Annotated in this window: 10 protein-coding genes; 4 read left to right on the top strand and 6 right to left on the bottom strand. The window is 56.2% G+C overall.

The genetic code is table 11. The features are described from left to right. Genes SELSP_RS05555 through SELSP_RS05540 form a run of 4 tightly spaced genes read right to left on the bottom strand, consistent with a single transcriptional unit; the run spans window position 1 to window position 5,999 of the window. The gene (locus SELSP_RS05555; protein ID WP_013740780.1) at window positions 1-630 is read right to left on the bottom strand and encodes a lytic transglycosylase domain-containing protein; all 630 of its coding nucleotides are present in this window, start codon (window positions 628-630) and stop codon (window positions 1-3) included. A gap of 32 nt (window positions 631-662) precedes the next feature. After that, window positions 663-2,096, bottom strand: coding sequence for a bifunctional DNA-formamidopyrimidine glycosylase/DNA-(apurinic or apyrimidinic site) lyase (gene mutM / locus SELSP_RS05550; protein ID WP_006192421.1), 1,434 nt, complete (start codon window positions 2,094-2,096; stop codon window positions 663-665). Between the two features lie 13 nt (window positions 2,097-2,109). Further along, window positions 2,110-4,713 (bottom strand): DNA polymerase I, encoded by a 2,604-nt coding sequence (polA, locus tag SELSP_RS05545; protein ID WP_006192422.1) that lies wholly within the window; start codon window positions 4,711-4,713, stop codon window positions 2,110-2,112. Window positions 4,714-4,769: 56 nt separating this feature from the next. Further along, a complete protein-coding gene (locus tag SELSP_RS05540) occupies window positions 4,770-5,999 on the bottom strand; it encodes a L,D-transpeptidase family protein (protein WP_013740778.1) in 1,230 nt (409 codons plus the stop codon). A 199-nt stretch (window positions 6,000-6,198) separates the two neighbouring features. On the opposite strand from SELSP_RS05540, the gene SELSP_RS05535 reads away from it, so the two are divergent. The 4 genes from SELSP_RS05535 (at window position 6,199) to SELSP_RS05515 (ending at window position 10,722) form a co-directional block, all read left to right on the top strand. Then, window positions 6,199-6,795: a hypothetical protein gene (locus SELSP_RS05535; protein ID WP_013740777.1), complete on the top strand. Its 597-nt coding sequence runs from the start codon at window positions 6,199-6,201 to the stop codon at window positions 6,793-6,795. A 488-nt stretch (window positions 6,796-7,283) separates the two neighbouring features. Then, on the top strand, window positions 7,284-8,189 hold the full coding sequence (murQ, locus tag SELSP_RS05525) for an N-acetylmuramic acid 6-phosphate etherase (RefSeq protein ID WP_006192426.1): 906 nt from the start codon (window positions 7,284-7,286) through the stop codon (window positions 8,187-8,189). Further along, window positions 8,186-9,619 carry a PTS transporter subunit EIIC gene (locus tag SELSP_RS05520; protein ID WP_006192427.1) on the top strand — a complete coding sequence of 478 codons (1,434 nt, stop codon included), beginning with the start codon at window positions 8,186-8,188 and terminating at the stop codon, window positions 9,617-9,619. Before murQ ends, SELSP_RS05520 begins: the two co-directional genes overlap by 4 nt. Window positions 9,620-9,636: 17 nt before the next feature. After that, a complete protein-coding gene (locus SELSP_RS05515) occupies window positions 9,637-10,722 on the top strand; it encodes a DUF871 domain-containing protein (RefSeq protein WP_013740776.1) in 1,086 nt (361 codons plus the stop codon). A 146-nt stretch (window positions 10,723-10,868) separates the two neighbouring features. On the opposite strand, the gene SELSP_RS05510 is transcribed toward SELSP_RS05515, so the two are convergent. Continuing rightward, a complete protein-coding gene (locus SELSP_RS05510; RefSeq protein WP_006192429.1) occupies window positions 10,869-11,504 on the bottom strand; it encodes an epoxyqueuosine reductase QueH in 636 nt (211 codons plus the stop codon). Further along, window positions 11,501-12,505, bottom strand: a complete 1,005-nt coding sequence (gene ruvB / locus SELSP_RS05505; RefSeq protein WP_407635838.1) for a Holliday junction branch migration DNA helicase RuvB — start codon at window positions 12,503-12,505, stop codon at window positions 11,501-11,503. Before ruvB ends, SELSP_RS05510 begins: the two co-directional genes overlap by 4 nt. Between the last annotated feature and the right edge of the window lie 15 nt (window positions 12,506-12,520).

Raw genomic sequence — 12,520 nt, 5'->3', positions numbered from 1 at the left:
TCAATCTTCCCTATCGCCATAAAGCTCCAAATACTTCTGCCTGTTCTTCAGAACACTCATCACATAGGCGCGCGTTTCCTCATAAGGTATGGCGGAAACCTCGCGAAAATCCATGCCCCAATGATTTTCTTCCATCCAATCGTGCACATTGCCGCGTCCGGCGTTGTACGCTGCCAGAGCCAGCACGTCGTTGCCCTCGAACTCCTTTTCCAGCGAAGCGATGTACCATGTGCCGTACTCGATATTCTTCTGCGGTTCATGCAGTTCGCCCGGATTGTACTCTTGATCGTCGATTTGCTCGGAAATCCACAGCGCCGTTTCCGGCATCAGCTGCATCAGGCCGACGGCGCCGCGATGCGATTTTGCTCCGCTTTGAAACTTGCTCTCCGACAAGATCATGCCCGCTACGAGAGAACTGTCTACCTTGTACTTTGCGGCGTAATGCTCGACAACCGAGCGATATGGGTAGGGGTAGATGTACTGACGCTGCATGGATTCCGACTGCATGGCGAAAAAAAAGGAAAACGCCATGCACAGGATGACGACGCCAAGGAAGAAGGCGGCAAAACGACGATTCGTCTCCTGCCGTCTCTGCCTGACGCGCCTGTAAAAATCGTTGTCCTCCGCCATGCAAGCTCCCTCTTCCCTCCGTGCGGCGCATATCAAAGCGCCGACAGCCTTTCCCATGCCGCCGCTGCCTGCGCAGCCGTCTCTTGCAGCGTGCCATCGTTCTCGATGATGCAGTCGGCACGCTGCCTTTTCTCCTCCAACGGAAATTGCGAGCGAATCCTTGCCGCCGCTTCCTCCTCAGTATAGCCGTTGCGCTTCATCAGACGCGCCAGCTGCGTCTCCTTCGACACAGAGACGAGCCAGATGAAATCTGCCATGCGATTCCAACCCGCCTCAAAGAGCAGCGGCACATCGAGAAAGATGATTTTTGCGCCCTTTTTCTCGAGAGCGGCAATCTTTTTCCTCACGCTTGAAGCAATCAACGGATGTGCCGCCCCATCGATCCAGCGCCGCTCCTCGGGATCGGAAAACACTCGCGCCGCAATCTTTTCGCGGCAAAGACTGCCGTCCTCGGCCAAGATCTCTTCACCGAAATGCTCGCGATAGGCGTCCCAAAGAGGTTTGTGCGGCTTCGCCAGATTGTGCGCGATCTTATCGGTATCAATGACGTGTGCGCCAAGCTTCATGAGCTGGCGGCTGACCGTGCTCTTGCCGCTCGCGATGACGCCAGTCAAGCCGATCAATCTCAGCTTGCCGTCGCGCAGCGGCTGACAATGCGGGCAGAAGTGCGTGCCGCGCCCGCCCACACGAATCTTCTCGATCTTTGTGCCGCAGACGAGGCACGGCTCTCCTTCCCGATGATAGACGCGCAGCTTTTGCTGATGGAAGCCCGACTTGCCCTCGCCGTCCACATAGTCGCGAAACGTCGTGCCGCCGTCTTCGATGCCTTCAGCGATGACCTTGTTGATCGCCTGCCAAAGACGGAATGCCTCGTCGTGATTCAGCGTATGCGCTCTTCGCAGAGGATGGACGCCTGCAAAGAACAAGGCTTCATCGACATAGATATTGCCAAGTCCCGCCACCTTGCCCTGATCGAGCAAAAAGCTCTTGATGCGCTGACTGCTCTTCTGCATGGCGTCATATAAATACGATGCATCAAATTCCTCGGTCAAAGGCTCCGGTCCCATGCAGGAAAATGCAGGAAACGCCTTCCTTTCCTGCGGCTGCAGCAGATGGATCTCGCCGAATGTCCGAACGTCTTCAAAAAAGAGACAACTTCCATCGTCCAGATGAAAGATGGCACGCACATGTCTGCCGGTCGGCGTGTCGGCATCGCGCCGATAAAAGCGTCCCGTCATGCGCAGATGGAGCAGCAAGGTTTCCCCGCTCTCCAGAGGCAGCATCAGATACTTGCCGCGCCGCTCCAAGCAAAGGATGCGCTGCCCGCGCACACGCGAGCGGAACGCCTCGACCTCTGGGAATCTTATCGTTCGCGGCAGAAGCACATCGACCTCCGTGATACGCCGTCCCGCCGCAACTTTTTCCAAAGAACGCCGTATGGTTTCAACTTCGGGAAGTTCCGGCATTCATCTCATCCCCTTATTTTGCTGCCGCCCAGTTCTCACCCGTATGAATATCGACCGAAAGCGGCACGGAAAGCTGCACGATATTTTCCATAGCGTCGCGCACAAGTTCCGCAACCTGCTCTTTTTCGTTCTGCATGATTTCGAGCACAAGCTCATCGTGCACCTGTAGCAAGATGCGGCTCTTGAATCCGCCTTCTTGGAGCGCGCGATGCGTCTTGATCATCGCGAGCTTGATGATGTCGGCAGCCGAGCCTTGAATCGGCGTGTTCATCGCCATGCGCTCCGCCAGCGTCCGCTGGTTGTAGTTGGAGCTTTTGATGGCGGGCAGGTCGCGCCGTCTGCCAAAAATCGTCGTGACGAAGCCGTCCTTGTGCGCCTTTTCCACAACCCCATCGATAAAGCGCTTGATACCGCTGCACTTTGCAAAGTAACTCGCAATATAGTCGGCAGCCTCCTGCCGCGAGATATGGAGATCCTTGGAAAGTCCATAGTCGCTGATGCCGTAGACAATGCCGAAGTTCACGGCCTTCGCCTTGCGGCGCAAATCCGTCGTGACCGCTTCCATCGGCACGCCGAAGACCTCGGACGCCGTTCGCGCATGAATATCCTGCCCGTGCAGGAATGCTTCCAAAAAGTTCTTGTCCTCAGAAAGATGCGCGAGGATGCGCAGCTCGATCTGCGAGTAATCGGCGGACATAAGGGCGTCATAGCCGTCGCTCGGTTCAAAGAGCGCACGGATCTGCCGTCCCTCTTCCGTACGCACGGGAATGTTCTGCAGATTCGGCTCTGAGCTGCTCAGACGCCCCGTCGCCGTGACCGTCTGATTGAAACTCGTATGGATGCGCTTCGTGCGCGGAGAAATCAAGCCTTCCATGCTGTCAAGATACGTCGACTGCAGCTTCGTCCAGAAGCGGTACGAAAGGATCTTTTCCAGAATCGGATGGTCGAAGCGCATGGCTTCAAGCACCTCGGCATTCGTCGAGTACCCGGTCTTCGTCTTCTTCGTTCCCATGGGCGGCTGCAGGTCAAGACGCTCAAACAGCACGGCAGACAGCTGCTTGGGCGAATTGATGTTGAACTCGCCCTTCGCCAAATCATAAATCTCCGCTGTCAAGTGGGCAATCTGGGCGGAAATCTCTCGGGATTTTTCATGCAAGGCCACCCGATCGACATAGATGCCTGCCTGCTCCATCGCAGCGAGCACCTCCACGAGCGGAAACTCCATCGTCTCATAGAGAGAAAGAAGCTGCTGCTCTTCCAAACGCTCCTTCAGCACAGGATAGATCTTTTCTAGCAGCACCGCACACCATGCTGCTCCCAAAGCTCCTTCCCGTGCAGCTTCCGCAGCGTTCACAGAAGGAAGGTATGTAGCTGCGAGGCTTGCCATATCGTATTGCGAGGCGGCAGGAGCCAGCAAATATGCAGCAAGAGAAACATCGAAACAAGGAGTGAAGCCCATGCCGCAATGAAGGAACGGCTTGTATTCATGGACAATCTTCTGAATGTCCTCTTTTTCAAATAACGAAGAGAAACAGGCCAATTCCGCCGCTTCAGCGAGCAGAACCTCGCCCCCCGCGCATAAGACGAGATGCCGCGCCTCCATGTCAGGAACCTTTCCCTCGAAGCAGGCGGCAATCGAAAAGAAGCCTTGTTCTTCCGCTTTTTCTGCAAAGGCTTTTTTGGCTTCTTCATCATCCATCGTATGCAGGGAAAGCTCCGGCGCAGTTTCTTCCCGCACTCCGTCTGCCGCTGCAAAGGAGGCGAACGCGGTCGCCAAAGATTTCATCTCGTACCGTTGGAAAAAAGCCTGCAATTCATCGCCCCTAGGTTTCATCACATACGAATCGGGGGCAAATGCCAAAGGCATGTCGCAGCGAATCGTCGCCAAGTCTTTGGACAGAAAGGCCTTTTCCTTATTTGATGCGAGATTTTCTTTGAGCTTCTTACCCGAGATTTCCGCCAAGCGTTCGTAGACACCTTCCAAGGAGCCGCAATCGATGAGGAGCTTCTTCGCCGTCTTCGGGCCGATGCCCGGAACGCCTGGGATGTTGTCAGAAGCGTCCCCCATCAAGCCCTTCATATCAATGAGTCCCTTTGGAGGGAAGCCGTACTCTTCCAAGAACAGCTTCTCATCGTAAAGCAAAAGATCCGTCATACCCTTGCGCGTAAATAGCACACGGATATTTTCCCGCACGAGCTGCAAGGCATCGCGGTCGCCCGTCACGACGAGGACGTCCACGTCCTCCCGCGCTGCTTTCACGGCGAGCGTCCCCAAGATGTCGTCAGCTTCATATCCCGCCTCTTCAATTAATGGCACACCCAACGCGGCAAGAAACTCGTGCAGCATGGGAATCTGGCTCGAAAGCTCGGGCGGCGTAGGCTTGCGCGTCCCTTTGTACGCCGCAAACATCTCATTGCGAAAGGTCTTCTTCCCCTTGTCAAAAGCTACGGCAAGATAGTCAGGCGCATATTCGTTCAGCAGCTTCTGCAGCATATTCGCAAAGCCGTATACCGCATTCGTGTACGCGCCGTCCGCCGTCTGCAAAAGCGGCAGCGCATAAAATGCGCGGTAAAGAAGACTGCTGCCGTCGACAAGGATAAATCGTTTGCTCAACAATGCTCACCTCATTGCAAATCGCGGCGGATTTTTTCGATGGCTTCCCGAATATGGAGTCATTTTTTTGCAGAATCCATCGCATCCGCCTGTCCTTCGCGATAGATTCGCGTCGTTCTCGCCGCGACAGGACGGCGCTCCTGCGTCTTGGCGCTTTCCGCCGTTTCCTCGCCGCTCTTCATTGGCTCGCTCTCAACGCTGTCCTTCGTCTCGACGACTTCCTCCTTCGTCGAAGCGGCGGGCGTCTCCTTTATAGATGTCAGCTCGTAGACGCCGCGCTTGCTCAAACCGCCCTGCAGGTGAAACAATACGCCTGCATCTTCCGCGTTGAAGAAGAGCGACCCCTTCTTTTCGTAGCCGATCGCCTTGCCGTACTTCGTCCCCAACGTGGCAGACTTGGAATCCCATGTCACAAGCACCTTGAGCTGTTCGGCAATCTTGTCTGCCGGAAGATATACGATGTCATCCTTGATCAGAGCTTTGTCGCTCATCGATTTTCCGTTGACGGACAGATTATATACCCTGGCGACGTATGTGGGCTGACCGTCAGACAGTTCGATCTTCCGCTCGATTTCCTCGTCGGATTCAAATTTATCCACGCCGTAGCCTGCAAGCCACTTCGCTACTGTCTCGACATCAAGCGGCTGATATCCATAACCATCGGGATAGATATAGTAAACGATCATGTTGTCCTTGATCTTATCGATGACGATGCGCTGATACATGATTTCCACGGGCGTACCGACGCTCGCATAATCATAGACCTCCTCGACGTCGGCCTCCTTCATGCGGATGCAGCCATTGGAGACGTAGCTGCCGATGGATTCGGGATGATTCGTGCCGTGGATGCCGTAGTTTCCCCAGACCTGCATCCAACGATAGCCCAAAGGATTGCCTTCCCCTGAAGGAATCGTGTTCTTGGAATCGCCGGGATCGACCCATGTAGGATTTTCCTCCTTTGTCAAGACGGAAAAATAACCGACGGGCGTCGGCGTAGAAAGTTTTCCCAATCCCACAGGATAGAGGCGGATCTTTTCATTGTTCTTGTAAACGCCCAGGGAGCGCGCGGCCACATTGATGATGATCTTGTAGGGGTCTCCCGTCTTTTCGGCAGCGGCAGATTTGACTTCCGACGCATGCACTTTCTCAGGCTCGGGACTCTCCGCCGAAATATCCTTGACCCATGCGCCGTAGGAGGAACCTTGCTCCTTCTCCGTCGCCCCTGCCCATCCGGACACGCCGGAAAACATCGAAAGACAGACAAAAAAAGCCGCGATTTGCTTAAACATCATTGCATCGTCCTTTTCTTCAAAATAGCTTTCATAAAAGATGCTTTCATTATAGCACAACCGCGCCCTATTTTCACTGCCACTGGAAAAAGCTTTGCACAATAGCCAATAAATTTATCCTCGGTAAGAAATGATACAACATTTCCCCCGTAAATAGTGTAATATAACAGTAGCTTTAATTTTTACGGAGGTATGAGCAATGAGTGCATTTTTAGGGCCGATTCATTTTCGCATGTATGAGAAAATCCAGTCACAGGAAAAGCTGACGAAGACGATTGCCAATCTTGCCATTGAAAAAGGTTGGATGAGCGCAGAAGAGTCGGCCGCTTATGTAAAGGAAGAGTCGCGGCCGCTCGAAACGATCATCGATCTGGCGAACATCCATGGCTGGCTGCTGGGCAAAATCGAGGATGCCGAATCCCGCTATGCCGCTCTTGTGACGAAGCTTCTGAAGCAGGATGCAGAACGCTTGGAGGACATGAAGCGAGCCGCCTTCGCCTTCGGGGCTGAAACCGCTGTGGAAGAGTCGCGGCCGAGCGCCTTGTTCAATGCCATGGACAGCCTCATGCTCGACGGCATGCCGTGCGACGGCGCCTGCATGGTCATAGATTCGTCCGACGAAAGCTTCGCATGGGAACTGCGTCTCGACGTGCACCGCGCTTTCTGGCGGGAAGCCGGCGGCGACCCGGCCAATTACTTCGCACTGCGCAATGAAGTCGTTGCGGGCTTCCTTTCAAAATCCGACAAGCGCGTCGTGACGGAAGACGAACACACTTATCGCTTCGTTGCAAGGTGAAGCAGACTTTCGAATAACGCCTGCTTTTCCATATAAAGATGGTTCTAGCTTCATAAGATTGCAAAGCGACTTCTGCTATCGAAAACTTGCGGGAGTTGCTTTGCGGTTTTAGGAATTGCCGGATTTATTCTACTTTCTTTACCATAGCGTGAACCCCCAAGAGGTCAAGCCCAAAAGGCGCAGACCGATTGACTAGGTTCCTGAGGATTTTCTCAGAAAAATTTTACATTACGTTCTTATCAAAAATTTATTGAACTTTTTTGATAATTCTTTGTGAGGAAAAGAGGATTTCCGTCTTTTATGTCAAAATAAAGAAGTTGAAGAAGGTTGGTTCTTTAACCATGAATCCCAAGAAGTCAAACCGAAGGCGCAAACCGATTGGGTAACTTTCATGAAAGACAGCGCACAATATCTGCAAAGCGGACGTTTGTGCGTGTAGTCTAAATTCCTTCTCAACGATAAAAAAGAATTCGAGGTGCTTTGCCTTCATGATCGATCTTGACAGGCTCACGACGGAGCAACGCAATGCGGCGACGCTTCACATCGACGAGCTTTCTGTTTCCGACATGCTGCGCACCATCCATGATGAGGACAGGAAAGTCTTCGAGGCTGTGGAAAACGCCCTGCCCATGATTGCCCGGGCGGTGGAAATCATTGCGGTTCGTCTAAAGAAAGGCGGCCGCCTTTTTTATCTAGGCGCAGGCACGTCAGGCAGGCTCGGCATTCTCGATGCCGTCGAATGCCCGCCGACCTTCGGCACAAATCCCGAACTCGTACAGGGCGTCATCGCGGGCGGTATGAATGCTGTCTTCCGTGCACAGGAGGGAGCGGAAGATTCCCTCACGCTCGCACAGGAGGCTCTCAGAGAACGAGGCCTTAGCTCTTCAGACGTGCTCTGCGGCATCGCAGCTTCGGGTCGCACGCCCTACGTCGTCGGCGGCCTCGACTACGCGCGCTCGCTCGGTGCGGCGACCATCGCCGTCGCCTGCACGCCCGGCTCCCCCATCGCCGCACTCGCTGATGTCGCGATCACGGCGGTCACCGGCCCCGAGGTCATCACAGGCTCGACGCGGCTCAAGGCAGGTACGGCGCAGAAAATCATCCTCAACATGCTCTCCACGGGCGCGATGATTCGTCTTGGCAAAGTCTACGGCAACCTCATGGTCGATGTCAAAAGTTCCAACGCCAAGCTTGATGAACGGGCGCGGCGCATCGTCATCGAAGCGACGGGAAAAAGCCGCGCTGAGGCGGAAGAAGCGCTGGCGAAGGCTTCGGGCAGTGCAAAACTCGCCATCCTCATGCTCCTCGCTAATCTTCCTGCCGAGGAGGCGCAGCGGCAGCTTGCCGCCGCCGACGGCTATATCAGACGCGCTCTGAAGGGGGAATCTTCATGAAAGCCGAAGCGCTTGCAAAGGAAATCCTCCGACTCGTCGGACCTGCCGCCAATATCTGCAAGGCGGCGAACTGCATGACGCGCCTGCGCCTTGAGCTCAAAGAGCAAATGCCCGATCTCACGCAAAAGCTCCAAGCGCTCGACGGCGTATTGGGCACGCATACGAGCGGGAGAGAGCTGCAGATCATCCTCGGTCCCGGCCGCGCCGCCTCCGTGACAGCGTGCTTCAAGGAATTGCTTGAACAAGAAGCTGCAGCCGCGACGACAGAAATGCCGTCTGCGGACACCGCTGCCGGAAGCGATGCTGCAGATGCGCCGTCCGTACGTCAGGCCGCACAAAACTCTGCTGTCGGCGACGGCAAAGCACTGCATGAAGCCATACGGAAGAAGAATGCAACGCCCGCCAAGCTTTTCTTGAAGCGCATCGCCAACATCTTCATCCCGCTGATTCCTGCCTTCATTGCCTGCGGCATCATCACGGGGCTTTTGAACGTCGCGCTCAAGACTTTTCCTGCGCTTGCCGCGACGCCTTATGCCGCACTTCTCGGGCTCATGGGAAATGCCGTCTTCTTCGGCATGAACATCCTCGTCGGCGTCAACGCCGCGAAGGAATTCGGAGGATCGCCCATGCTTGGCGGCACGCTCGCCGTCATCCTCTCGCATCCGGGACTCGCTGCCATTTCCTTAGATGGTTTCTCCTTCGTACCGGGGCGCGGCGGCATCATCGCCGTCCTCCTCGTCACGGCCCTCGCGGCATGGCTCGAAAAGAAGCTGCACCGCCATGTGCCAGAGATGCTCGACCTCTTCCTCACGCCGCTGCTCGTGCTTCTCATCGCAGGTCTTGCCGCCCTCTTCATCCTGCAGCCCTTGGGCGGCGTCCTCTCCGAGTGGGTCGGCCAAGCTGCGACTGCAGCCATCGACAAGGGCGGCGCCTTGACGGGCTTCGTGCTTGGCGCGGCGTGGCTGCCGATGGTCATGCTCGGCGTACATCAGGCATTGACGCCCATTCATGCGGAGCTTCTCTCACGCTACGGCGTGACCATCCTGCTCCCCGTGCTCGCCATGGCGGGCGCAGGTCAGGTCGGCGCAGCGCTCTGCGTCTATTGCCGAACAAGAAGCGCCTTCCTCAGGAAGACTGTGGCGACGGCTCTTCCCGTCGGCGTTCTCGGCATCGGCGAGCCGTTGATCTACGGTGTTACACTGCCGCTCGGACGCCCCTTCCTTGGGGCCTGCATCGGCGGCGCGTTTGGCGGTGCCGTGCAGGCGGCCTTCATGGTCGGCGCCGCCGCCATGGGCATCTCCGGATTGCCGCTCGCCGCCGTCACGGACAAAGTCGCCATTTACCTCATCGGTCTTCTGACCGCTTATGCCGCAGGCTTTCTCGCTACTTGGCTGCTCGGCTTCCAAGACCCCGAAGAGCCATCAAACTAATGAAAGGAGGCATTGCCATGCAGACAGGAATCTCCATTTATCCCGGCCTTGACAACACCCCGAAAGAAAATCTTCAACTCATTGAGTCTGCCGCCAAACTTGGCATCACGCGCATATTCACCTCCTTGCATATCCCAGAGACGGATCACAGCGCTCTCAAGGAGGAATTCAGCACCATTGTGCAGGCGGCCCGCAGTCACGACATGGAGATCATCTCCGACATCTCGCCTGAGACGCTCGAACTTCTCGGCATGCGCCACTTCTCTCTCTCAGCATTCCAATTCATGGGCATCCATACCCTGCGCATCGACTACGGTTACGGTGCTGCCCGCGTCGCTGAGCTGAGCCGCAACACCCAGAACATGCGCATCCAGCTCAACGCTTCGACGATCACGGGCAAGTTCCTCACGGATCTCCTGCAGGAGAATGCGAACTTCGACAACATCGACGCGCTGCACAATTTCTACCCACGCGAAGGAACGGGGCTTGCCGAGGCGACGCTCGTGCGCAAGACGGCGATGCTGCACAAGGCGGGCATCTCAGTCGGCGCTTTCGTGCCGTGTCATTTCCGCCGGCGCTCGCCGCTTCGCTGCGGCCTGCCGACGCTCGAAATGCACCGTGACTTCCCGCTTTCCCTCGCCGCGCGGCATCTCGCCGCCATCGGCATGGATTCGATCTTCATCGGCGACTCCCTGCCGTCGCAAGGGGAGCTTGAAACGCTCGCCGTCATCAAGGAGAACTGCGTGACCATGCGCGCCGAGCTTTCGCTGCACGAGCCCGTGCAGGAGGATCTTCTCGCTCACGTCTTCACCGCAAGGCTCGACGAGGCGCGTGATGCCGTGCGTGCTCAAGAGAGCCGCGCCCTGCTCAAGGAGATGGGGAAAGACATCCTGCCGCAAAACCAAAAGATGCGCCCCTATGGCGCCATTACGCTTGATAACAAGGACTACGGCAGGTACATGGGCGAACTGCAGATCATCAAGCACCCGCAGCCCGCCGATGCCCGCGTCAACGTCGCGGCGCTCATTCCCGAGGAGGAGCAGTTCCTCATCAACTACATCATTCCCGGCAAGAAGTTCTCCTTTCATCTCGATGATGAATAGCCCGCTGAACAAAAACCAGTACATATTTGCATCAAAAAAACTTCCGCCAAACCTTTCGGCTTTTGGCGGAAGTTTTTAGGAAGCGCTGATAAAATGAAGTCATCCCGATGTGTGAAGATGGGGGGCTGAATTTATCAGCGCTTCCTTCATTCTGCGGCTTGAGCTGCCTCTATCTCCTGCTCCTGCATCTGCAGCGCCAGCTTCCTCGCTTTTGCCTGCTTCTTCCTTTCCTTGCGGATCGCTTTGCTGTAGCGCTCCTCTTCGCTGAAGATGCAGCCGCAGTACGGCTGACGGTAGAGTTCCAACTCGTGACTGATGTCGATTCCTTCCTGCCAGCCCGGGCGGAAGTCTTCGTAATAAAATTCGATGTCGTATTTGCGAGCGAAGAACTCCGCTGTTTCGCGCATGAGATCATGCTGCTGATGAATGCTGTAGAAAAGCGTGCTCGTAAATGCCTCAAAGCCATTCTCGCTCGCATAGCGCGCCGCCTCTCCCAAACGCCATGTATAGCACATGCGGCAGCGGCCGTTGGGCAGACGCTCGGCTAAGAGCGCACGCTGCAAGAAGTCGCGCAGCATGTAATTTTCGTCCGTCCGTATTTCCAGCTCCACCTTGGCGGCAAATTCCTTCGCTGTCTTCAGACGCATATCCCACTCCTTGTACGGGTGGATATTGGGATTGAAGAAGTAGCCGACAGGCTCAATGCCGTCCTGCCGAAGTTTCTTGACAGGATAGCACGAGCATGGCCCGCAGCACATATGGAGCAAAAGTTTTAAGCTCATTTTCCTTCCCCCACATAGGGCACGCCGAGATGCTCATAGGCGGCGCGCGTTACGATACGGCCGCGCGGCGTGCGGTTGATGAAGCCGAGCTGCAGGAGATAAGGTTCGTAGACGCCCTCGATCGTGTCGCTCTCCTCGCTGATGGCGGCTGCCAGGGTTTCGAGTCCCACAGGGCCTCCCGCGAACTTTTGAATCATCGTCAAAAGCATGCGGCGATCCGTATGGTCGAGACCGATACGGTCGACTTCCAGTCGATCGAGAGCCGCATCGGCGATTGCAGCGGTGATCGCCGCGGCTCCTTCGACCTGTGCGAAATCGCGCACGCGCTTCAGCAAGCGGTTCGCGACGCGCGGCGTGCCGCGCGAACGGCGTGCGATCTTCTCCGCCCCGCTCCTTTCGATGGAAATCTGCAGGATCTCAGCCGCGCGCTCGATGATATGCATGAGTTCGGACGGCTCGTAATACTCCAGACGTGAGATCACGCCGAAGCGATCGCGCAGAGGAGCGGCAAGCGCCCCTGCCTTCGTCGTCGCGCCGACCAGTGTGAATGGCGCGATGTCAAGGCGGATGGAGCGTGCACTCGGCCCCTTGCCGATGATGATATCGAGCGCGAAGTCCTCCATCGCCGAGTACAGCACCTCCTCGACACTTCTGGAAAGCCTGTGTATCTCATCAATGAAGAGCACATCGCGCTCGCCGAGATTCGTCAGGAGCGCCGCGAGATCGCCTGAGCGCTCGATGGCAGGTCCCGATGTGATGCGGAAGTTCACGCCCAGCTCGTTGGCGATGATACCCGCGAGCGTCGTCTTGCCGAGGCCGGGCGGTCCATAGAGCAGCACATGGTCGAGCGCCTCACCGCGATTCAATGCCGCCTGCACGAAGACCTTGAGATTTTCCTTTGCCTTCTTCTGCCCGATGTACTCAGCGAGCTTTCGCGGGCGCAGGCTGTACTGCCACGTGTCCTCTGTCCGTTCGTCCTGCGCAATGATGCGCCCTTCCATTTCCTCCATGCCGCC

It is taken from the genome of Selenomonas sputigena ATCC 35185 (genome assembly GCF_000208405.1).
GTDB classification, from domain to species: domain Bacteria; phylum Bacillota; class Negativicutes; order Selenomonadales; family Selenomonadaceae; genus Selenomonas; species Selenomonas sputigena.
Note: the sequence above shows the minus strand (reverse complement) of the source record. Positions and strands in the feature narration are given on the sequence as shown.